Origin of the sequence: Trichocoleus sp. ST-U2 (assembly GCF_039961875.1) — a bacterium.
Classification (GTDB): domain Bacteria; phylum Cyanobacteriota; class Cyanobacteriia; order Cyanobacteriales; family FACHB-T130; genus FACHB-T130.
This window is the reverse complement of sequence record NZ_JAMPJY010000021.1, coordinates 80,082-100,426: the sequence shown is the minus strand read 5'-3', so window position 1 is coordinate 100,426 and position 20,345 is coordinate 80,082. Positions and strand designations below refer to the sequence as shown.

Here is a 20,345-nt window from a genome sequence, read left to right as displayed (position 1 = left end):
AATCATCGACGTGGCAAAACAAAGCTTCTAAACTAAGCATGGGCGGGTAGATACTTGAGAACTCAGCACTTTCAGCGTATCTGCTCCGCCCTTTTTTATCCCGAACTCACGTTGTTGAAACAACCTAGATTAATAACTTAATTTTAAAAACGATTAAGACCCAAGGATACAAAGACTATTGTATTTTTGATAGGCTGTTAACTCTGTCTGCCCTCACTAAAAGGCCATGCTCAATCCCAATCTGGATGAAATCCAGCTTTCCAAAGAAGAATACGAACGCTACTCTCGCCACCTAATCCTGCCCAAAGTTGGACTGGAAGGACAAAAACGCCTCAAAGCCGCCAGTGTCCTGTGTGTTGGTACAGGTGGACTGGGTTCGCCCCTGCTGCTGTATCTCGCAGCTGCTGGTATCGGACGCATCGGCATTGTCGATTTTGATGTCGTTGATAGTTCCAACTTACAACGGCAAGTCATTCACGGCACCTCTTGGGTAGGGAAACCCAAAATTGAATCGGCAAAAAACCGGATTTTAGAAATTAATCCTGATTGCCAAGTTGATTTGTACGAAACCCGCCTGAGTTCAGAGAACGCCCTGCAAATTCTTGAACCCTACGATGTTGTCGTAGATGGCACCGATAACTTCCCCACACGTTATCTCGTTAATGATGCTTGCGTGCTGTTAAACAAGCCCAACGTCTACGCCTCTATCCTCTTTTTTGAAGGTCAAGCAACGGTATTTAACTACGAAGGGGGTCCCAATTACCGCGACCTCTATCCGGAACCGCCACCACCCGGATTAGTTCCTTCTTGTGCTGAAGGAGGCGTTCTCGGCGTTCTGTGCGGCGTGATTGGCACCATCCAGGCAACTGAAGCCATCAAAATCATCTTAGGTCAGGGGAATACCCTGAGTGGGCGGTTGTTGCTGTATGACGCCTTGCAAATGAAGTTCCGGGAACTGAAACTGCGTCCGAACCCGGAAAGACCAGTCATTGACAAGTTAATTGATTACGAAGAATTCTGCGGTATTCCACAAGCAAAAGCAGAAGAGGCAAAACAGCAGATGGAAATGTCAGAAATGACAGTTCGGGAATTGAAGGACTTGCTCGATAGCGGTGCAAATGATTTTGTCCTGCTTGATGTTCGCAATCCTAACGAGTACGAAATTGCTAAAATTCCGGGTTCCGTTTTGGTGCCGTTACCCGATATTGAAAACGGTGCGGGTGTCGCCCAAGTGAAAGAATTGCTCAACGGTCATCGCTTGATTGCCCACTGTAAGATGGGTGGACGTTCGGCGAAGGCGCTGGGTATTTTGAAACAAGCTGGAATAGAAGGCACCAACGTCAAAGGCGGAATTACCGCTTGGAGTCGAGAAATTGACCCTTCGGTGCCTGAATACTAAAAAGGTTTAAGGTTACAGCTTTGAATTTAGTAACCTTTAATAGAGGCGTTCTGTGAGAACGTCTCTATTTTTCTAGATTTGATTCTAGATTTTAACTTGCTAACTTCTTGGGTGCAGATGTGGGGTTCGATTGTTATTCGCTTTTGGAGTGCGATAGCCTAGCGCCGACCTGTCGGTTCGCTTCCCTAGGCGCATTTTTAGTTGCAGCCGATAATATTAGACTGAGTGCAAAGGTGCAAACTGCTACCAATGTCCAAGTAGGATAGCTTGTGACCTACTTATGTAGAACTATCATGCAAAACAAAAGTAGCGAACGTGCCTTGTCTCGTTCCCGACGATTATCCACGACTGGGCTAGCCCTTACCGCAGGATTTTTGGCGATCGCTGTTGAGACCGTTCCTGCCACCGCCACCCATTTCAGCCCCTTTCAATACTGCGCTGCCGAATTAAGGGCGGTTGGTATCTCTACAGAACTCTCTGCCTCTAGCTGTTCGGATGCCCTTAAACCCACAGATTTATCTGCTTGCGTGTTTAATATTAACCGAGAAACTCAGATTGCCTCACAAGATGCTCTGGCTGCCTGTCTCCGAGTGCGACGTCCCATCGAGTTAGGCAGGTGCGTGATTAATATTTCCCAAGATACCAAAAACCCGCCGTTGCTTGAGGTACTCGAATCCTGTCGTCGTAGCCTCCTACCCGTCCGCTTTGCTGAATGCGTTGTTGGCTTGAATCGTCAGTTAGAGATTTCTGCCACTAAGGCGCTGGATACCTGCATTTCCGCAGATAATTTGCCCCGCAACTTATCCCCCACCTTTGCGCCACCGCCACCCGCAAAGCCGACGCCTGACTTTACGCCGCCACAGGCACCTCTTCCTCAGTTGTCACCATTGCCCAATTTGGAAGCAGAACCAGTTGTTCCGGCTGCGCCGGTTAATCCTTAAATGGTAATCGGTAATGGGTAATCGGTAGTAGGTAATGAGTAAAAGGTAAAAAGTTTATTGCGTCTCTACAACTCAAAATTCAAAACTCTTATTACCCATTACCTCTCCCAAGTCAGCTGGTGTGTTGCAATTAAATAAGAGCGATCGCTCAGTTAGGGGCAGTTCTTGTACGGGATGTTGAGACAACCATTGCTGAAAGGATCTGCCCCCTTTATTAATGAATTCAGTCAAGCTAGGCAAACAGCGACGGCGATAAAAACCGCATAACGGTTCCCAGCCTTTGGGATGTCGGGGGAGGAAGGCAATACAATCTTCTGGTACCTCTGGTAAATGCTGTACCCAATTCTGCAAAACTTCCTCTTTCAAATTGGGCAAGTCGCAAGCAAGTAACAGCACCCATTCTGTTTGCACTGGCGCGAGTCCTTGGGCAAAGCCAATCAGTGGCCCGTGGGGTTTCTCCTCTGTAGAAAAAGGGCGGGGTTCTCCTGTCCCGACTTCTTGAATTAATTGACAGGTGCTGGGTACAATATCTTGGTATCGTTCGATCCACGGCGTTACTACATACACTTTTGAAGCACACGCTTGGGCAATTTCACAAACCCGCCGAATCAGGGGAACGCCGTTAACAGAAATCAAGGCTTTATCCCGCCCCATACGAGAACTTTTTCCACCTGCCAAAACAATTGCTGTCAGCGATACAGCCGAGGATGGGTTCATTGAATATTCATTAAACAATCGGGGAATCGGGAATCGGTAATTTTAGAGCGATCGCGCATAAGCGGTGAGTCATGAGTGATTTATTCAAAACTCAAAAATTTAACCGATTATAAATTACCCATGACCCAATAAATTGAAAGCAAATTAATAGGTTGTTAAAACGACTGTGCGGGTTGGATTGTCCCATTTAACGGATACTTTAAATGGCTGCAAATCTACCGCTTTGATATATTCGAGATTCCGGTGAGTAGTGGTGCGGAAGTCTGCGACTTTACTCGGATCGATTCCTAAAGACTTTAGGAAAACAACCGGAATACAAGCATTCCCATTCACCAAAATTCCTTGATTTTGATATAGCTGGGCGTTGATTTTGACACTAATAACGGGGTAGCTAGGAGGAGGGGGAGGCGTTAAGCCCTGCCTCTGAGCTTCCTTCCGACTCCATGCTTCTAGACCGTCCGCCAATCCACGGGCGAAGTCTGGACGCTTCGTTTGAAATAAAGAGCGATCGCTTGGATTGGTAATAAACCCCAACTCCATCAGCACAGAGGGAATATCCACTTGACGGCAGAAACCTAAACTACCAACACCCGTGGCAATATCCGATTTAACGCCACGAGACGGCAAACTGGGAACTGCCTTGAGTAAGGATTGCAGCAGCAACTGGGCATCGGTTTCGCGTTGCTCGTTGCCATCAGTATAGAAGGCGCTGGCACCCCGGATATTGGTGTTCCCGACGGAATCGGCGTGAATTTCTAAAGCGACGTCGCCACGGCGGGAGTAGGCGTTGATCCAAGTAATCGTTTCCTTCAAACTCAGGGAATCGGGAACCGAGGAAACCTCTAAACCGCGCGATCGCATTTCCTTAACCGCAGCATCGCGGGTAAGCCGCATTTCTCTGTCTTCTGTAGTGCCTCCAGATTGTGCGCCCGGATCGCCAGCACCATGTCCAGCGGAAAGAAAAATTCGTACCATTTTACGATCTCTCCAAAATTTTAATCGCCTTGAATGTTGTCGTAATTCATTCCGATCCATCCCCACAAAGATAGAATCCCCAGGCTCAGATGATACTTTCTTGCCCACACATCCAGGCTATGATACGCCGTATTGTAACTTAGCCCTGAGAGAGTCGATGGAGCGGTTGATTTCAGCACTGGGGTTGGCTGTTTTTGTAGGATTATCTTATGCCTTCTCAGTGAACCGGCGTGCTGTGCGTTGGCGTCCGGTATTTTGGGGGCTTGGGTTAGAGTTTATTTTTGCACTGCTGATTCTGAAAACTCCCGGCGGTTTAGCTGTATTTAAGTTTCTCGGCGATGTCGTTAGCCGCTTTTTAGAATTCTCTGATGTGGGTGCCAAATTTGTCTTTGGAGATAACTTTGTCGAACACTTTTTTGCTTTTAAAGTGCTGCCGACGATTATCTTTTTTTCTTCCTTCATCACGGTGCTATACCACTACGGCATTGTGCAGCGAGTGGTGAATGGGATGGCGTGGGTCATGATGAAGACGATGGGAACATCAGGGGCTGAGTCTTTATCGTGTGCGGGGAACGTCTTTTTAGGGCCAACGGAGTCACCGTTACTGGTGAAGCCTTATGTGGCGACGATGACGCAATCAGAACTTCATGCAGTAATGACCGCGGGCTTTGGGACAATTGCGGGTGGCGTATTAGGGGCATATCTCTCCTTTGGGATTCCACCGGCACATCTGATTGCCGCTTTCTTCATGACTGCCCCGACTTCGCTGGTTGCCTCAAAATTGCTTTATCCAGAAACGGAAGTCCCCAAGACGGTTGGCAAGGCAGGGATAGAGGTGGAGAGTACCTTTGTGAATGCGATTGACGCAGCAGCTGGGGGAGCAATTGACGGGACGAAACTGGCAGTGAATGTCGCGGCGATGATTATTGCCTTTTTGGGGTTACTGGCTTTCGTCAATGCGCTCCTGGGATGGTTGGGGGGGCTTCTTGGCGTGCCTTTGCTGTCGTTGGAGTGGATGTTGTCTTTTGTAATGGCTCCCGTTGCGTGGCTGCTCGGAGTGCCTTGGGCTGACTGCGCTCAGGTGGGGGTGTTGTTAGGAAAAAAGACGATTTTGAATGATTTTATCGCCTATCTGGATCTGAAGACGCTGATTGAGCAGAAGGCGATATCCGAACGGGCGGTAATTATCTCAACCTACGCTTTGTGCAACTTTGCCAATATTGGCTCGATTGGAATCACAATCGGCGGGATTGGCGGGATGGCACCGAACCGTCAGAAAGATTTAGCGAGAATGGGTGTCAGGGCGATGATAGGCGGTTTGTTCGCGGGTTTTATGACTGCTGCGATCGCGGGAATATTATTGTGAGCAAGGCATTCAGTTGAAGAATTCTCTAGAAGCACTAATTCTCTAGAAGCACTATTGTTATGTTAATTCGCTATAGCTAGAGGTTCGGGTAGTCGCAGCAAAGGATATCATTGGCGGTGGTGAAGGCGATCGCTTATCCCGTTACTTTGCTTCCCGCCCGGATGTTGTTGTAAGTTAAAAGCGAAGCGATCGCAGGTATCAATATGGAAAAATACATCCCCCTCATAGCACGGGCTTTCTTAGCCGCCATTTTTTTAAAGTCTGGCTTTGACAAGATTACGGGCTTTAGTGGCACGCAGCAGTTTATGGCTAGCAAGGGCTTACCCCTGACAGCATTGTTGCTCGTTGCGGCAATTATTCTTGAATTGGCTGGCGGATTATCAATATTGCTTGGTTACAAAGCGCGTTGGGGAGCGATCGCACTAATTATCTTTATGATTCCGGCTACGCTAATTTTTCACACCGATTTTGCCGACCGAATGCAAGTAAATGCCTTCATGAAAAATTTAGCAATTATCGGTGGATTACTGATGGTGTACTATATTGGGTCTGGGCCAGTGAGTTTAGACGAACAGATGGCATCTAGGCGTTCTGATTAGCTCACTAACGTGGTTGATGAAAGATGCGATCGCGTCAGGAATGTGGATTAAATAACTTAACAAAATTCACAATAAGTAGGGGCACTGCCATGCCCCTACTTATTTGCAGTGCTTTCTAAATTTATCCTTGTATCTCCTCCACCATCTGCTGCTCTAATCGCTCTAGCAATGTATTAACATCTGCGGCGATTTTCTCAAAGCAAGCGGGAGGTGGAGGTTCTGGTTGAAACTGAACTAGCTTTATTTGCCCCTCACCAATTCCAATGATCAGAACCTCCACTTCAGGGTTATGAGCCTCCACAACTCCTACCATCTCCTGAAGCTGGTTTTCGACTTTATTATTGAGTGTTTCTATTGCCTCTTTTGGACAATAGACGAAATGCGGCTTTGGTTGCACATCGATCCCTAGATAACCTTGAGTGTCTCCATTTTCTAACCACAAACCCCAAGATAATGCTGCCAATTCTTGCTGATTAGCTTTGACAAACTGAGCCAGCTGGTTTCGCCAGTTTTTTTCTCCGGAATCAGAAGGAGTTTTACCAAATTGAATCATTGCTTATCTTCTTGGGTGGTTACAGATGCATTTGGCGCTGCGAATGAGAGAAAAACTCAACAGCGAGATCGCTGGTCAAGTCTGAATTCTCGCTGACGCGATCGCGCAGCGGATGCGCCTAAGCAGAGAATATTAACTCTCAGGAGACTTTAAAGCTTGATCTAACACGCTCCGAGCTTGCTCTGCTTTTGAGCGAGCCTCGTGGTAGCGCAGATTCACTTGAGCAAAGGTTTTGAGAACCTTAAAACCGTCCTTGAGTTGCGCGATTTCCTCTTCACTCACCGACTTTTCTGAAAACAGGATATCTACTTGAGCGCGAACCTTCAGCGCCTCGGCGCGTGATTCCTGCACCTTCAGCTTCAGTGTGGCAAGGTTGCTCAGAACTTGTACAGCTTGGGTTACGGCGTCTTCATCGCTAGTCCCATCCGCTTCTAGCTCTTTGACTTCAATCAGTTGTTCCGGACTAAATCCATCTTCAAGATCGGTGGGTAGCTTGTCTGCATCCATGAGTTCCATGAGCTGCTCCATCGCTTTCTCACGGGCTTTTTTTGAATCTTTGCCTGAAACAGTCAGGATGACTTCTGGGCTTTGTGCGAGAGTGTACTGAACCATATCTAATGCAGGGAGAATGCAGAGAGAACTTGTCTAGCCGTAACTTGTCTAGCCGTAAAAGGCTGGTTAGTTTAACCAAGCCGACAGGATTATTTTAAGGCAAACGAAAGCTGTTCCTGTAGGAGATATGCTGACTGGGGGAAAATGAGAACTGACAAGTCAGCGCGAGGCTAATCCCTTGCTTCGCTGTTTTCATGCCCAAAGGGCTGTACGCGATCGCGCCTTTGGCATATCTGCCAAGTATGCGTTACCGAATCCAAAGAGGTTGCATACAACGTCTCTAGACAAAATTCTCGCTCATCAAGACTGATTTTCAACCCCCTTCCTTTGCGTAGCCGCAAATTTCTCTTCGCTAGGGGAATATGTTTTAAGTCTGCCAAGCTTTGAGAACCTTATCCCAAACAGTGGTCAGTGATTGTTTCAATTGGTACTGACGATACCATTTCTGAAAGGCTTTTTCGTAATCTTCGCCTCCAGATTGAAAGGTATTCAAAGCATTAAGCCCCAGAGCTAATCCCCAGAATAAGGCGATATATAAAGACCAAGAAAGCTGACCGGCATTCACGATATTCAGCAGCATCAAAAACGAATTGACGATTGTATATTTGCCAGCTTGTTTCTGTAATTTGGTGCGTCGGTAGAGATTAAAATCCTGCCGCTTTTGGATTTCTCCCTGTTTGGCTTGCCACTGCTGTTCTGCCACCTGAAGACACTCTGGAGAGATTTCTAATTCAGAGGCGATTTCCAGTAGCTGTTCGCGGGTAAATTCTGTGTCGTCAGTTTGACGCGCGATCGCAATCTGGAGAATTTGCTGAATCTCTTCTTGATTGTAAGAGCGGGTGATTTGAGTTTCGGAGACGGGCATAGGGAAACACCTGCGGTCGTCGAGGTTGGGAGAGCTTTTCTGCCCCAAGGACGTGATGCAGAAGTCAGCCTTTCAAGAGCAGTACTGATTCTATTATGCCGAGGCAAAAGTAAGAATGGCTCACACTAGGCTATTCCAAAACCGAACCTTAACGGACGGATAGTACGGTAGCTGAAAGATTAAAATCCTCGTTACATATCGTTACGATGAAGAGGTGCAAGAAAGAGAGGTTCAATTTAAGCCTCTCAGATGTTAAAGCAGAGGTGGCGTAATGAACGGCACGATTCGCGTCGGCAATTTATTCGGAATTCCCTTCAACGTACATCCAACCTGGTTCTTTGTCCTGGCTTGGGTGACGGTGAGTTATGGCAGTGGACTAGCGGCTCAATTTCCCGGACTCGGCGGGGGATTACCCTGGCTACTGGGATTAATTGCGGCGCTGCTGTTGTTTGCATCCGTCTTGGCGCACGAACTGGGACACAGTTTTGTGGCTATCAAGCAGGGAATTGAAGTTAAATCTATCAACTTATTTCTGTTTGGTGGTCTCGCCAGCTTAGAAAAAGAATCAAAGACCCCAGCAGGAGCATTCTGGCTGGCAATCGCAGGGCCTTTAGTCAGTTTGGCGCTGTTTGGTCTAATTAGCGCGATTGGCTTTACCACGAGCATTTCCGGGCCGTTTGGAGCAATCCTCGGAGTGCTGGCTTACGTCAACTTAGTGCTGGCGCTGTTTAACCTGATTCCTGGCTTGCCCCTGGATGGTGGGAATATCCTCAAGGCGTTGGTTTGGAAGATCACCGGCAATCCTTATAAAGGTGTCGTGTTTGCGGGTCGCGCCGGTCAAGTCATTGGTTGGATAGCGATCGCTTCTGGTCTGGTTCCGCTACTATTAGGCGGCGGTCTTAACTTCTGGAACTTGTTAATCGGTTGGTTCTTGCTGCAAAACGCGGGTCGAGCAACCCAGGCTGCTAGAGTGCAGGAACAACTAGCCGCTTTGACCGCAGAAGACGCAGTTATGAGTGATAGCCCAATTGTGTCTGAATCGCTTTCCCTGAGAGAGTTTGTTAACGAGTACATCATTGGCAAAAACGAAGCGTCGCGGTTCTTAGTTACCAATGAGGAAGGACAATTAGTGGGAGCGATCGCAGTTGACGATCTCAAAGCTGTCCCAACCTCCCAGTGGACTGAAATATCAGTCGCACAGCTAACAAAACCCGTCGAATTCTCCACAACCGTCAAATCCGATCAATCTTTACTAGAAGTGGTGACACTGCTAGAACAAGAAAAACTCACTCAACTACCCGTGATTCGTGAAAACGGCGTGCTAGTAGGACTTCTGGAAAAAGCTTCGATTCTCAACTTACTCCAGAGAAGAGCGCAAGCAAATCCTGCTTAATCAATTTCGGATTTTGAATTCAGCTAAATAACAAGTGCGCTTAGATGTAGGGGCGGGTTATTAACCCGCCCCTACTGCTATACATCCCAATCTTGCAAATATTCCTGGCGATTAGAAATCGCGGCTACGCCAACCCCCTTACCCCCCTTCAAGAAGACGGGGGGCAGAAGTTGCTTCGCTTCTATTCAACAAAATCCGCTTATGCGCTAACGCACACGCTACGCTAACGCGGACTTTTGAAACCCGCATAGGTGGGTTTAGTCTGTATAGATGCGAATTCTATTCGCCCTCTTTACTAAGAGTATTTACAGCAACCAACTTTTTGAGGCAAAATCAGCAGGCTCATCGGTTGGAGGTTCAGAGAAGATGTTAGATACCCGCTCAGATGTTTTGTGCTTCTGTGGTTGAGCAGCTTGCGGCGCTTTGTGTAGAGCATTGGCTTCTTCAATTAGCTTAGAGTTCGCTTCTGCAAGTTGCATCGCTGCTTTTTTGGCTTGCTCCAGCTCTGCTTTCAACTGTTTGGCTTGCTCTTGAGCTTTTTGATGCTTGTTTAGCAATTTTTTTTGCTCATCCAAATCCGCCTGCAAATTGGCAATTTGCTGGTGTAAAGAGGTTTCCACTTTGCGTGTTTCCTTCACAACACCTTTCAAGTCAGCCATCAGTGATTTTTGCTCATCCAAATTCGATTGCAAATCGGTGATTTGCTTCTGTAGAGCTTCCTCCCTTTGGCGTGCTTGATCCAGAGCTGTTTTTAACTCTGTCACACTTGCTTCTAAGTCAGCCTTCGTTGGATTTGAGTTTTTAGCAGGAGTTTTATCGGACGTATCTGTTGATGAATCCTCTATTATTTCCGCCTCTACTTCTATAACTTCCTCAACGGTCGCCTCTAGAACAGGTTCAGCTTCTGAATCTGGCGATTTTTGTGCTTCTTCGTGTAGTAAGTCTGAGATACGTTTTTTAGCCATTATTTTTAGTCTCTCCAATCACGCTGTATTTCATTAGCCACGCGGCGATAGTCTGCTTCCGCCTCCCGCGCCTTTTTCCCCGCCCATTGATGAATCGGCACCCCCTCAAGAGCCGCTCGTTCGTGGGCTTTGTAGGCACGGACAAAGCTATGGCAAGCAGGAATTCCTAGCTCTTGAAGTGTGTTTTGAGCCTCCAGTGCTTCCCCCAAACTTCGCGCATCCACCTTTGTCAGAAGTACCCGGTGGGCGATTCCAACTGGCATGACGGTTTCCCTTACTGTCTCAATGAGTACAGCCAGATCCATCGGCGCACAAGGCGTGGGTAAAACCAGATAATCAGCGATCGCTACTACCGCCGCTAATGCTTCCGATCGCAATGCTGGAGGCGTATCCACTACTACTAAATCGTAGCCTTCTATCTTACGTAAACGACCTAAAAGTTTTGGATCTGTCTCTTGAGCGAGATCGAAGCCCATTCCTTTCTCGCTACGCTCAACCCACCAAGTCGCCGAACCCTGAATATCTGCATCGACCAGAAGAACCCGTTTTTCTTCCGAGAAGGTTGCAGCCAGATTGACTGCTGTAGTGGTTTTACCGACTCCTCCCTTTCCGTTGAGAATCGCAATTATTCTTGGCACTGCTCGCTTGTGATGCTGACTCCACCGAATATACCGCTTAATGGGATCGAGGGGAGCTTTTTGTGCCTTAGCGCAGCGCTTGACTGGCGCAATCTTTGTCAATCGCTACGATAAGAAGCAAGCGATCGCCCTCTGAGGACATCGGGTTGAAAGCCAACACTCCGCCCTCCAAACTCGCCACAATAGAATCGAATAGCTCTGAACACAAAACGCCTCAATGGAACTCACTCATAACCTGCCTAAGGGGCCAAACACTCCGCGATCGCTGCGGTTAATGAAATTTATTTTTCAGCCCATCAAGTACCTGGATGATTATGCAAAAGCTTATGGTGACACCTTCACCATCCAGGGAAGCCAGGGGACTCCGATTGTCTATTTCAGCCAACCCCAAGACCTACAAACGATTTTCACTGCTGATTCTAGTCAGTTAGACGCTGGGCGAGGGAACAGCGGGTTAGAGTTTTTAATGGGAGAAAATTCTCTGCTACTGCTGGATGGCGATCGCCATCAGCGCCAACGACAGATGTTAACCCCTCCCTTTCACGGGGAACGGATGCGGGCTTACGGTCAGATTATCTCTGAAATCGCCGAGCAGGTGATGAATCAATGGACGGTTGGCAAACCCTTCAACATCCGTGCGTCGATGCAAGAAATCACCCTGCGCGTCATCTTACGGGTGCTGTTTGGACTGGATGAGGGGTCGCGTTTGGAACAACTACGCAGCTTAATCGGTTCAACCCTGGACTTAATGACTTCCCGCTTCAACTCCAGCGCCTTCTTTTTTGAGTTTCTTAAACAAGATTTAGGCGATTGGAGTCCTTGGGGTCGGATGCTGCGCCAAATCAAACAAATTGACGAACTGATTTACGCTCAGATTGCAGAACGTCGAGCGGAAGCTAACCCGAATCGGCAAGATATCCTCAGTTTGATGATGTCTGCTCGCGATGAAGCGGGTCAACCGATGACGGATATAGAGTTACGCGATGAGTTAATGACTCTGCTAGTCGCCGGACATGAAACCACCGCTTCTGCGCTGACGTGGGCTTTGTACTGGGTTGACCAATTACCGCAGGTGCGCGACAAACTGCTCGCTGAGTTGGACTCGGTTGACGCCGATCCAGATCCAAGTGCCATTGCCAAACTACCCTATCTAACAGCGGTTTGCTCTGAAACGCTTCGTATCTATCCAATTGCTGCGAATACCTTTGTTCGGGTTGTGCGATCGCCCATTGAGATATCCGGCTACAAATTGCCCCCAGGAACGGTTATCGTCCCCAGTATCTATTTAGCCCACCATCGGGAGGAAACTTTTCCGCAGCCGAAGCATTTCAAGCCAGAGCGCTTTTTAGAACGGCAATTTTCTCCATACGAGTATTTGCCTTTTGGTGGCGGAAATCGTCGCTGTATCGGGATGGCATTTGCCATGTATGAAATGAAATTGGTTCTCGCGACAATTGTGTCGCATTTTCAAGTGTCGCTCGTTAATAAGCGTCCGGTGATTCCAGTGCGTCGGGGTTTGACTTTAGCCGCACCGGAAGGAATGAAAATGGTTGCAACTCCTCGGCTAAAGAAGCTTGTAAATACTCCAGTCTCGGTGTAATTCGGTTTTTGAAAACTTAAAATCAAACTCCCTCAGATCATCTGGGGGAGTTTTTATCGATTTATTGCCAATGAACATGGACTAAATAACTTACAAAAGTCCCAATCTGTAGGGGTATGGCAATGCCATACCCCTACGCCGGAAATGGGGGGTTAATCAACCCATACTCCTAAGCGCCCAATCCGTGTCAATAGATGTAACTTAATAGCTGTCTCCGCCTGCAACTTGGTCGCTATCAGTAGGCACGCAAAAGTCTTGATCTAGGGAAGCATCGCGGATGGCTTGCCACTTACAAATGAGTTCAGTACCGCTGATATCGCTAGTGATGTATTGCTCAACGGCTTGTTCCAATTCTTGTGGGGTTTTGGGAACGGGAACAGTACAGATAAGTTCTGGCATAAGACAACCTCTGCTGATAGAACGGGTGCGCGGTAAGACCGTATAAGTCATATTTTAATGACATTTTCAGTAAAAAGTAGCTAAAGTTACATTTTTGAAACATGAGTTAGGGTAAAGACTTGAAAGGCCCCAAGCATAAGCGCGATCGCGTTTATGGATGAATTGCAAATGACAAGCACAGTTTGTCAAGCGATCGCTACTCGCTCAGCCATCTACCAGAAACTTTGCTACAAGGAGAAAGCGGCTGGTGATAACTCTAATCGGATCTTCTGGGGATGTTCATGAAAAAGTTGTGCATGGCGAGTGCCAAAGCAGCGATCGCAAAGCCTCGGCGCGTCCTTGCGCTTCTCACTCTCTTCAGCGTTTTGGGATTTCCGAATCCGGCTTCGGCAGAGAATTTTAATCAGATTTATGTTTTTGGAGACAGCCTCTCCGATGTTGGCAATGTATTAGAGGCTACCAACGGGCAATATCCTCCAAATCCACCCTACTTTCAAGGACGCTATTCCAATGGCCCGGTTTGGGCAGATTATCTCGCCTCTAAGCTGAAATTAAAATCCAGTACAGAGACGAATTTCGCCTACGGAGGCGCGACTACAGGCAATTCTAAGCAGATTCCCCCTGGATTGCTGGCACAAATCGAGAGCTTTAAGGCAACCCATTCCTCGGCTAACCCAAAGGCTCTGTATGTTGTGTGGGCTGGTGCGAATGATTACCTAAGAGGCGCTACCGACTCTACCGTGCCAATTAACAATTTAGCGATCGCGGTGAAGTCCCTCTCGGCAGCAGGCGCAAAAAATATCGTAGTTGTTAACTTACCAGATTTAGGAAAGCTTCCCGGCACGCGCACAACTCAACGTTCCGGCTCCCTCAACGTTTTAACAAAGAAGCATAATTCTGGATTAGCCGCATCCCTCAACGGTTTGCGTCAGCAACTCAACTCTGATATCAAAATCACCTATCTTGATGTCAATTCTCTTTACAATCAAGTCACCAACAATCCAAAAAAATTCGGTTTCACGAATGTAACCAACGCCTGCGTTAGCAGATCCAAAATATGTAACATTCCAAACGAATATTTATTTTGGGATAGCATTCATCCTACGACTGCCGCCCATAAGTTATTTGTAGAATTAGCCTTCCCAGCGCTAAAATCTACGCTCGAACCTCGCACAGTTTCTAGCTCTCAAACCACGGTTGAACCTACTATCGCAGTAGGCGGGATTATATTATTAGGTGCTGTTGGTGGCGGATTAATCGTGACGCGCATTCAGGGGATGAAAAACAAATCCTAAGAAGCGATTTGCCCTTTCCTGCGTGGCTAGTATAAGAAGGACGCGATCGCGTTAGCATCGCTAACTTGTCAGTTTGCATTTTTCTCTTTTGCTAAGGGCTAATAATCTCCAACACATTTAGCGATTAGTGAGGTTCTCAATGAACGTGCAATACATATTGTTTGTAAGGACACGGCAATGCCGTGTCCCTGAGAGTTAACAAGGTAGAGACTTCAAACTGAAGACATCTGCAAAAATACCATTCGGCTTCACGACTCTATTCTCATCCGGAGAATCATAAACCACCATTAGAGAATTTGGTTGTCCTAAACAGGGAAACAGTGCCAACCCTTCCGCATGATCGGAACCAAATCTGAAAGGCAGATCAAACAACACTTCCAAATCTCCCTCTTTCTGCCAAGAGATGCTGTTTTCATCACGTTGTAAGGCATTTTTCAGGCGGAAGACTCTCAGCGCACCTTCTAAATCCATCGTGGGTCCCGCTAGAACGATCAAGTCTTCACCATCCAGACATAGTTCCCGGACACCTAACCCATTCAACTCTACAAAATGTTTTTTGTATTGCTTCCCATCTTTGCCAATTTTCTTCAGCGTTAAAATTCCTGGCTCGGTTTCTGCAACTTCAACCTCTAAAATAATTGCCCACCCTCTCAGTACAGGGCCTCGCAAGCCGATAAAAATCCTATCTCCCCGAATCGCTAAGCCTTCGATATCAAATCCATTTTCTTTAGAGGGGATAGAAGTTGTTAGAAATGCCCCTAGGTGCCGATCCTGTTTGAGTGCTTCTATCAGAACGTTACTATTTCCTATTTTTTGCAGACAGGCTGCTGTCAGTTTTTTATCTGGCTGTTCTGGGTGAGAGACTGATTTAACTAATTCACCTTTTACTACAGGAATCCGGGCAAGTAAATAACGGTTTGGTTCAAACTTTATGGTTGCTAGTTTATCAAGATCCTTCTCAAGGTCTTTGCCCTTTATTTTTTTACGCTTTGTACTGTGGGAACCGATGAACCAAAGATAATGGTTTGTATAATCCATTCCCTCGATATCGATTTCGCCTTCCGGATCGGCTAAATCGATGAAATCTTTTACAAAAAATTGCTGATGTTTGCTGAAGATATATGGCTCGACAGGGGATAAGCGCTCAATCGTTCTCGTTTCATCAGAACCTACCCACAAGCTGCCATCAGGTGTCAAAGCAGCCGCTGATAAATCTTGGCTAAGAGGTTCATCAGCTTTGCCGTTGAAGCGAATTAGTACGCGGCTGAGCAAGAAACTTTCTGGCATAACGGCTGCTTTCCTAAAACGGTTTGGACTCGATAGAAATCACTGCCAGCATAGCTCACGCTTAACTGGTTTTTACCCTCTACCGGAAGACAGAAGTTTTGGAAGTATTTGAGGAGGCAAACTGGAAGGTAAGGCGATCGATGCTCACCCGACTATCTTGAGAGTGCGATCGCTTAGAGGCTATTGATCAACTCCGCCGTATCATTCATTGGTTTATTTACCTTTGTGCTGACTGGATAAGTTGCCATTTCTTCTGCTGAATATGGACGCAACAAAGGCTGTAATAACTCCGGCTTTTGCACCTGTGAATCCAACCACAAATCATAATCTTTTGGATCGAGAATGACTGGCATTCGGTTGTGAATCGGGCGCATTACCTCATTGGGTTCTGTTGTCAAAATTGTGCAAGAATCTATTTCCTCACCATCCTCTCCTTCCCAATGCTCCCACAAACCAGCAAAGCCGAAAGGTTGTCCATCATTGACGCGACAATAAAATGGCTGCTTTTTCCCGTCTTGCTGCTTCCACTCATAAAAACCATCCGCCACGACTAAGCAACGGCGTTGTTTAAAAGCTGCCCGAAAAGCTGGTTTTTCTGCCACCGTTTCCGCCCGTGCATTAATTAGCTTTGCTCCCATTTTGGTGTCTTTTGCCCAGCGGGGAATCAGCCCCCAATGCAACATCTTGAACTGTCGTTGAGACTGTTCTGTATTTTGTAAAACTGTCTGTACTGACTGGGTAGGGGCAATGTTATAACGAGGCGTCAGGAGAGGAACATCATTTACCTGGAATGCTTGGGCGATTGTCTCAGCGGACTTACTTTGGGTAAATCTTCCACACATACTTCTATCCCACGCGGTAAATTACAAATTTGCAACCTTATTTCAATCGAGCAATTAACACTCAACGGTCGAATAATATATACATCCTATTATAACAAATACCAATAATTCAATAAAATTGTACGGCAAATACTTTACGTTATTTTATGGGTAAACAGTTATCTTGCATAAGATGTGATTAATAATTCAGATATTTTACCCCGTTTTCTAGCGTTGGAATTAATCATTCTGGAAGCTGATATTTCATAAATATTAAAATTGCTGTAAATTTCTCGGATAAACAGACAGTCAGAATTAGAAAGCATCACTTTGACACCACGATTCGCAAGCTCTGCAAAGACATCCCTAAGCCGAATTTGGTCAGCTTCATTAAAAGAATTACGGCTATAGGCGGTAAAGTTACTAGTAGGGCTTAGAGGATAATAAGGTGGGTCAAAGAAAACAAAATCTTCAGCGGTCTTTGCAGATTGCAAGACAGCTTCAAAAGGTCTAACATCAATCAGGGCACTCTGAAGCGCAGCGGAAACCGATCTGAGTAAAGCTGGATTACAAATCTTTGGATTTTTGTATTTCCCAATGGGAACATTAAATTCCCCTTTTGAGTTTTCTCGATATAATCCGTTAAAGCAAGTTTTGTTGAGGTAAATAAATCGAGCAGCTCTTTCTAGAGGGGTGTTAGGTTGCATCAATCGCACGCAGTAATAATACTCCTTACTATGATTCATTTGATGCTGGTGCAAGAATTCAATTAGCGGTCCTACTTCATCCCTTACACATCGGAAAACATTGACTAACTCGCCATTAATATCCGTCAAAATAGATACTTTCGGCAATAAATGAAAGAAAAGAGCGCCGCCACCCAAAAATGGCTCATAGTAAGTTGTAAATTTTGGGGGAAAATAGGGAATATATTGCTGAATTAGCTGGCTTTTCCCACCAGCCCATTTTAGAAAGGGACGCGCTATTTCTTGTTGTGTCGCCTGAGTTGACATTGCTTCTAGCTATCTAAAAAAATTAAAGCGTTTGTAACAGTTGTTGTGGAAGTGGGGGGATATGATTTAATTTAGAATACCTAGCGGGTTCGACAAGAGGAAAAAAATGACTATCACCGCGACCAAAACACGCGATCGCTCTTATGAGTCCGTGTGTTATCGGGCAATGTGTTATGAGTCAATGGGTCGCGGTTGGACAAATATAGCGGGTAGTAACCTGCTACCACCGAACGCTTGGCGAACCATCTCTCGACGAAACCCCATTTAGGGGCGATGCCGAGCTTGTCGAACTCGCAGACAAATGTTACCAGTTAAGATGCAGTGACTTATCGCCGCTTTTTGTGTCGGCTACTTTAAATAATATGTTTGATGGCTTTTGGGAAAATATCTCTCGCTACCCCCGCTACTTTGTCACCATTATCCTAGGGGTATTCTTTTATACCTTTGGGTGGTTGAAACCGCTACTCCAAAATCGAACCAGCGCGATCGCTTTGATGGGCTTTCTGGTGGCAGCCTTAACTTTTATTACCCTAACCCTACGGGCGATGCTGGGAGTGAGTCCGATTTAGGTAGGATGAGTAAAAGCATTGCTCACACTGTCTTAAAGGCAGCAGATGATTATGGCTACAAGTCGCCGCGTTTCTCGCGTTGCCGCATTGATTAAACGCGAAATCAGCCAAATGCTGCTAACCGAAATCAAAGATGATCGCGTGGGTGCTGGCATGGTCAGCGTCACCGATGTGGATGTGTCAGGCGACCTACAACACGCTAAAATCTTCGTCAGCATCTATGGCACCGAGGAAGCAAAGGTAGAAACGATGGCTGGGTTAAGAGCAGCAACTGGCTTTGTCCGCAGCGAACTCGGTCAACGGTTGCGACTGCGTCGGACACCAGAGTTACTGTTTCAGGAAGATCGTTCTCTGGAAAGAGGCGATCGCATTTTGTCTTTGTTGAATCAGCTTAATCAAGACCGTCCGGCTGCGAGAGTGGAAGAAGAAGACATCGTTGAGGCAGAAGATTGAAATCTGTGGCATTGCTGCCGGAGTGGGAATCGCTCTCTCTAGCAGAACAGGTAGCGCAAATGGTCGTGGTACGGGCGTCAGGCTACCTGTTCGACCACCAAATTCAGTATCCAGATTGGGAACCCCCGGCGGCAGTTCTGCAACACTGGGTGCAGGATTTGGGCGTCGGGGGGGTCATTTTGTTGGGAGGCAGTGCTGGAGAATTAGCACTGCGATCGCAACAACTCCAAGATTGGGCAAAAACCCCCTTGCTGATCGCGGCTGATATTGAAGAAGGCGTCGGACAACGCTTTTCTGGGGCAACTTGGTTTCCGCCACCGATGGCAATCGGGGCAGTATTCCGGAAAGATGCCTCTCTTGCCTTGAAATACGCCGAACAAATGGGAGGCATCATCGCCTCAGAAGCCCTAGCAATTGGCATCAACTGGGTGCTTGCGCCGGTTGTGGATGTGAATAACAATCCTAATAATCCAGTGATTAACGTCCGGGCATTTGGCGAAAACCCAGAGGAAGTGACTCAACTAGCGTCTGCTTTCATCCGGGGGGCGAAAGCTTATCCGGTGTTAACGACTGCTAAGCATTTTCCCGGACATGGCGATACGGCGGTGGATTCCCATCTAGATTTGCCCGTCTTGCCCCATTCCCCGGCACGACTGGCTGAGATTGAGTTACTGCCGTTTCAAGAAGCAATCGGTACAGGTACAGCCTCCGGTGTAGATGCCGTAATGAGTGCCCATCTCCTGATCCCGGCTTGGGATGCCGAACGCCCTGCCACCCTTTCCCAACCGATTTTGACTCAACTGCTGCGGCAACAGCTGGGATTTGAAGGATTAATTGTTACCGATGCATTGGTGATGGGAGCGATCGCCAACCGCTATGGAGCAAATGAAGCTCCAGTCTTAGCTGTCGAAGCCGGTGCAGATATTTTGCTGATGCCAGTCGATCCTGCGGGTGCTATCCAAGCGGTGTGCGACGCGGTAGCACAGGGACGCATTTCAGAGGCGCGAATTCGTGCCTCTGTTGAGCGTATCTGGACAGCCAAGCGCCGAGTCCAACAAGGCACAGCACAGCCGCCTGTAGAGGCAAGGGCGATCGCGCCTGAAGTCCAACCAGCGCCTTCCCCATTCCCTCCCCATCTCCTCCAACTAGCTCAACCACACGCCCTCGCCACATCTGCCAACATCGTGCGAGAGGCGCTCGTCGTTCATGGCGAAATTCCTTTACTTCCCAGTCAGGGCAACTTACGCAACTTAATCGTGGTGGATGACACCCTGAATTGTGATTTTCTCGATAAACAAGCACCGGCTGTGGCTCTGCCAAAACAGCACGGCTATCAACTCCAACTACTCGATCCCCACACCACCTTAATTCCTGGCTGGGTGTTTTATCATAAATCGGGTTTAAATGCCCAGCCAACCCTACTCCAGCTGTTCATCCGTGGGAATCCTTTCCGAGGCAGTGCTGGCTTGACACCGTTGGCTCAGGACTTGTTTAAAAAACTCTTAGGCAATGCCGAACTCCAAGCGCTAGTGATTTACGGCAGTCCTTATCTTCTGGAACAGTTTCTCCCACACCTGCCCCCACACATCCCTTGTGTGTTTTCTTACGGACAGATGCCAGCAGCTCAGGCGATCGCCCTTGAAGTTTTGTTCGGTGCCCCAGCTCTAAGCATTTAGCAACTGTGCAGCACATTGATTAATTTTGTTAATCAATGTCATAACCGTTATCACCGATTATTTACGGTGTCTTCAATTTGAAAATACAGGCTTAATTATAAATAGATCCGTTCTTCGACAATTTCATCAGCATAAGGATATATTTTTATGTCAAAGTTCCCTGACTTTTGAAATCCTTATTAAACGAATAAATTCATTTGTAACTTGAT

Annotated in this window: 22 protein-coding genes; 11 read left to right on the top strand and 11 right to left on the bottom strand. The window is 47.0% G+C overall.

Features of this window, described 5'->3' with window-relative positions; all coding sequences use genetic code 11:
- Nucleotides 1–226 precede the first annotated feature (226 nt).
- Both moeB and NC996_RS15580 read left to right on the top strand, forming a co-directional pair.
- Nucleotides 227–1,399 carry a molybdopterin-synthase adenylyltransferase MoeB gene (moeB, locus tag NC996_RS15585; protein ID WP_190534159.1) on the top strand — a complete coding sequence of 391 codons (1,173 nt, stop codon included), beginning with the start codon at nucleotides 227–229 and terminating at the stop codon, nucleotides 1,397–1,399.
- 293 nt (nucleotides 1,400–1,692) lie between these two features.
- Complete coding sequence (locus NC996_RS15580; RefSeq protein ID WP_190534154.1) at nucleotides 1,693–2,340, top strand: hypothetical protein; 648 nt, start codon at nucleotides 1,693–1,695, stop codon at nucleotides 2,338–2,340.
- Nucleotides 2,341–2,412: 72 nt separating this feature from the next.
- Here NC996_RS15580 and NC996_RS15575 read toward each other — a convergent pair whose 3' ends face one another.
- A complete protein-coding gene (locus NC996_RS15575; RefSeq protein ID WP_190673621.1) occupies nucleotides 2,413–3,057 on the bottom strand; it encodes a molybdenum cofactor guanylyltransferase in 645 nt (214 codons plus the stop codon).
- A 144-nt stretch (nucleotides 3,058–3,201) separates the two neighbouring features.
- A complete protein-coding gene (locus NC996_RS15570; protein WP_190666606.1) occupies nucleotides 3,202–4,032 on the bottom strand; it encodes an N-acetylmuramoyl-L-alanine amidase in 831 nt (276 codons plus the stop codon).
- 157 nt (nucleotides 4,033–4,189) lie between these two features.
- Here NC996_RS15570 and NC996_RS15565 point away from each other — a divergent pair, with 157 nt between their 5' ends.
- Together NC996_RS15565 and NC996_RS15560 are read left to right on the top strand one after the other, a co-directional pair.
- Complete coding sequence (locus tag NC996_RS15565; protein ID WP_190437462.1) at nucleotides 4,190–5,398, top strand: NupC/NupG family nucleoside CNT transporter; 1,209 nt, start codon at nucleotides 4,190–4,192, stop codon at nucleotides 5,396–5,398.
- A gap of 203 nt (nucleotides 5,399–5,601) precedes the next feature.
- Entirely contained in the window at nucleotides 5,602–5,997 is a 396-nt protein-coding gene (locus NC996_RS15560) for a DoxX family protein (RefSeq protein WP_190534144.1), read from the top strand.
- Nucleotides 5,998–6,118: 121 nt separating this feature from the next.
- On the opposite strand, the gene NC996_RS15555 is transcribed toward NC996_RS15560, so the two are convergent.
- The 3 genes from NC996_RS15555 to NC996_RS15545 all read right to left on the bottom strand — a co-directional run bounded on the left by NC996_RS15555 (nucleotide 6,119) and on the right by NC996_RS15545 (nucleotide 8,027).
- Nucleotides 6,119–6,550: a hypothetical protein gene (locus NC996_RS15555; RefSeq protein WP_190686326.1), complete on the bottom strand. Its 432-nt coding sequence runs from the start codon at nucleotides 6,548–6,550 to the stop codon at nucleotides 6,119–6,121.
- Between the two features lie 132 nt (nucleotides 6,551–6,682).
- Nucleotides 6,683–7,162, bottom strand: coding sequence for a hypothetical protein (locus NC996_RS15550; RefSeq protein WP_190414745.1), 480 nt, complete (start codon nucleotides 7,160–7,162; stop codon nucleotides 6,683–6,685).
- A gap of 367 nt (nucleotides 7,163–7,529) precedes the next feature.
- Nucleotides 7,530–8,027 carry a 2TM domain-containing protein gene (locus tag NC996_RS15545; protein WP_190534138.1) on the bottom strand — a complete coding sequence of 166 codons (498 nt, stop codon included), beginning with the start codon at nucleotides 8,025–8,027 and terminating at the stop codon, nucleotides 7,530–7,532.
- 271 nt (nucleotides 8,028–8,298) lie between these two features.
- Here NC996_RS15545 and NC996_RS15540 point away from each other — a divergent pair, with 271 nt between their 5' ends.
- Complete coding sequence (locus tag NC996_RS15540) at nucleotides 8,299–9,420, top strand: site-2 protease family protein (RefSeq protein WP_190429797.1); 1,122 nt, start codon at nucleotides 8,299–8,301, stop codon at nucleotides 9,418–9,420.
- Between the two features lie 305 nt (nucleotides 9,421–9,725).
- On the opposite strand, the gene NC996_RS15535 is transcribed toward NC996_RS15540, so the two are convergent.
- Both NC996_RS15535 and NC996_RS15530 read right to left on the bottom strand, forming a co-directional pair.
- On the bottom strand, nucleotides 9,726–10,385 hold the full coding sequence (locus NC996_RS15535) for a hypothetical protein (RefSeq protein WP_190686319.1): 660 nt from the start codon (nucleotides 10,383–10,385) through the stop codon (nucleotides 9,726–9,728).
- A 5-nt stretch (nucleotides 10,386–10,390) separates the two neighbouring features.
- Nucleotides 10,391–11,023 (bottom strand): AAA family ATPase, encoded by a 633-nt coding sequence (locus NC996_RS15530; protein WP_190673642.1) that lies wholly within the window; start codon nucleotides 11,021–11,023, stop codon nucleotides 10,391–10,393.
- 217 nt (nucleotides 11,024–11,240) lie between these two features.
- On the opposite strand from NC996_RS15530, the gene NC996_RS15525 reads away from it, so the two are divergent.
- Nucleotides 11,241–12,623 (top strand): cytochrome P450, encoded by a 1,383-nt coding sequence (locus NC996_RS15525; RefSeq protein ID WP_190686316.1) that lies wholly within the window; start codon nucleotides 11,241–11,243, stop codon nucleotides 12,621–12,623.
- Nucleotides 12,624–12,824: 201 nt separating this feature from the next.
- On the opposite strand, the gene NC996_RS15520 is transcribed toward NC996_RS15525, so the two are convergent.
- Entirely contained in the window at nucleotides 12,825–13,022 is a 198-nt protein-coding gene (locus NC996_RS15520) for a hypothetical protein (RefSeq protein WP_190414739.1), read from the bottom strand.
- 281 nt (nucleotides 13,023–13,303) lie between these two features.
- On the opposite strand from NC996_RS15520, the gene NC996_RS15515 reads away from it, so the two are divergent.
- Entirely contained in the window at nucleotides 13,304–14,317 is a 1,014-nt protein-coding gene (locus NC996_RS15515; RefSeq protein ID WP_242037573.1) for an SGNH/GDSL hydrolase family protein, read from the top strand.
- Between the two features lie 195 nt (nucleotides 14,318–14,512).
- Here the strand turns inward: NC996_RS15515 and NC996_RS15510 are convergent, their stop codons facing one another.
- The 3 genes from NC996_RS15510 to NC996_RS15500 form a co-directional block, all read right to left on the bottom strand.
- The gene (locus NC996_RS15510) at nucleotides 14,513–15,604 is read right to left on the bottom strand and encodes a DUF3616 domain-containing protein (RefSeq protein ID WP_190429801.1); all 1,092 of its coding nucleotides are present in this window, start codon (nucleotides 15,602–15,604) and stop codon (nucleotides 14,513–14,515) included.
- A gap of 173 nt (nucleotides 15,605–15,777) precedes the next feature.
- Entirely contained in the window at nucleotides 15,778–16,446 is a 669-nt protein-coding gene (locus NC996_RS15505) for an SOS response-associated peptidase (protein WP_190686311.1), read from the bottom strand.
- Nucleotides 16,447–16,604: 158 nt separating this feature from the next.
- Nucleotides 16,605–17,438: a DNA adenine methylase gene (locus NC996_RS15500; protein WP_190686307.1), complete on the bottom strand. Its 834-nt coding sequence runs from the start codon at nucleotides 17,436–17,438 to the stop codon at nucleotides 16,605–16,607.
- Between the two features lie 106 nt (nucleotides 17,439–17,544).
- Between NC996_RS15500 and NC996_RS15495 the strand changes: the two genes are divergently transcribed.
- The 4 genes from NC996_RS15495 to NC996_RS15480 all read left to right on the top strand — a co-directional run bounded on the left by NC996_RS15495 (nucleotide 17,545) and on the right by NC996_RS15480 (nucleotide 20,136).
- Complete coding sequence (locus NC996_RS15495) at nucleotides 17,545–17,706, top strand: hypothetical protein (protein WP_190686303.1); 162 nt, start codon at nucleotides 17,545–17,547, stop codon at nucleotides 17,704–17,706.
- A 94-nt stretch (nucleotides 17,707–17,800) separates the two neighbouring features.
- Nucleotides 17,801–18,007, top strand: coding sequence for a DUF751 family protein (locus NC996_RS15490; protein ID WP_190414768.1), 207 nt, complete (start codon nucleotides 17,801–17,803; stop codon nucleotides 18,005–18,007).
- Nucleotides 18,008–18,058: 51 nt separating this feature from the next.
- Nucleotides 18,059–18,460 (top strand): 30S ribosome-binding factor RbfA, encoded by a 402-nt coding sequence (rbfA, locus tag NC996_RS15485; RefSeq protein WP_190414734.1) that lies wholly within the window; start codon nucleotides 18,059–18,061, stop codon nucleotides 18,458–18,460.
- A 5-nt stretch (nucleotides 18,461–18,465) separates the two neighbouring features.
- Nucleotides 18,466–20,136, top strand: a complete 1,671-nt coding sequence (locus NC996_RS15480) for a glycoside hydrolase family 3 N-terminal domain-containing protein (protein ID WP_190686335.1) — start codon at nucleotides 18,466–18,468, stop codon at nucleotides 20,134–20,136.
- The last annotated feature ends 209 nt before the right edge of the window (nucleotides 20,137–20,345 follow it).

What these genes read in the sequence shown, in the direction of transcription:
- moeB (WP_190534159.1), top strand. Translation starts at nt 227, where the DNA reads ATGCTCAATCCCAATCTGGATGAAATCCAGCTTTCCAAAGAAGAATAC.
- NC996_RS15580 (WP_190534154.1), top strand. Translation starts at nt 1,693, where the DNA reads ATGCAAAACAAAAGTAGCGAACGTGCCTTGTCTCGTTCCCGACGATTA.
- NC996_RS15575 (WP_190673621.1), bottom strand. Translation starts at nt 3,057, where the DNA reads ATGAACCCATCCTCGGCTGTATCGCTGACAGCAATTGTTTTGGCAGGT.
- NC996_RS15570 (WP_190666606.1), bottom strand. Translation starts at nt 4,032, where the DNA reads ATGGTACGAATTTTTCTTTCCGCTGGACATGGTGCTGGCGATCCGGGC.
- NC996_RS15565 (WP_190437462.1), top strand. Translation starts at nt 4,190, where the DNA reads ATGGAGCGGTTGATTTCAGCACTGGGGTTGGCTGTTTTTGTAGGATTA.
- NC996_RS15560 (WP_190534144.1), top strand. Translation starts at nt 5,602, where the DNA reads ATGGAAAAATACATCCCCCTCATAGCACGGGCTTTCTTAGCCGCCATT.
- NC996_RS15555 (WP_190686326.1), bottom strand. Translation starts at nt 6,550, where the DNA reads ATGATTCAATTTGGTAAAACTCCTTCTGATTCCGGAGAAAAAAACTGG.
- NC996_RS15550 (WP_190414745.1), bottom strand. Translation starts at nt 7,162, where the DNA reads ATGGTTCAGTACACTCTCGCACAAAGCCCAGAAGTCATCCTGACTGTT.
- NC996_RS15545 (WP_190534138.1), bottom strand. Translation starts at nt 8,027, where the DNA reads ATGCCCGTCTCCGAAACTCAAATCACCCGCTCTTACAATCAAGAAGAG.
- NC996_RS15540 (WP_190429797.1), top strand. Translation starts at nt 8,299, where the DNA reads ATGAACGGCACGATTCGCGTCGGCAATTTATTCGGAATTCCCTTCAAC.
- NC996_RS15535 (WP_190686319.1), bottom strand. Translation starts at nt 10,385, where the DNA reads ATGGCTAAAAAACGTATCTCAGACTTACTACACGAAGAAGCACAAAAA.
- NC996_RS15525 (WP_190686316.1), top strand. Translation starts at nt 11,241, where the DNA reads ATGGAACTCACTCATAACCTGCCTAAGGGGCCAAACACTCCGCGATCG.
- NC996_RS15520 (WP_190414739.1), bottom strand. Translation starts at nt 13,022, where the DNA reads ATGCCAGAACTTATCTGTACTGTTCCCGTTCCCAAAACCCCACAAGAA.
- NC996_RS15515 (WP_242037573.1), top strand. Translation starts at nt 13,304, where the DNA reads ATGAAAAAGTTGTGCATGGCGAGTGCCAAAGCAGCGATCGCAAAGCCT.
- NC996_RS15510 (WP_190429801.1), bottom strand. Translation starts at nt 15,604, where the DNA reads ATGCCAGAAAGTTTCTTGCTCAGCCGCGTACTAATTCGCTTCAACGGC.
- NC996_RS15505 (WP_190686311.1), bottom strand. Translation starts at nt 16,446, where the DNA reads ATGTGTGGAAGATTTACCCAAAGTAAGTCCGCTGAGACAATCGCCCAA.
- NC996_RS15500 (WP_190686307.1), bottom strand. Translation starts at nt 17,438, where the DNA reads ATGTCAACTCAGGCGACACAACAAGAAATAGCGCGTCCCTTTCTAAAA.
- NC996_RS15495 (WP_190686303.1), top strand. Translation starts at nt 17,545, where the DNA reads ATGACTATCACCGCGACCAAAACACGCGATCGCTCTTATGAGTCCGTG.
- NC996_RS15490 (WP_190414768.1), top strand. Translation starts at nt 17,801, where the DNA reads ATGTTTGATGGCTTTTGGGAAAATATCTCTCGCTACCCCCGCTACTTT.
- rbfA (WP_190414734.1), top strand. Translation starts at nt 18,059, where the DNA reads ATGGCTACAAGTCGCCGCGTTTCTCGCGTTGCCGCATTGATTAAACGC.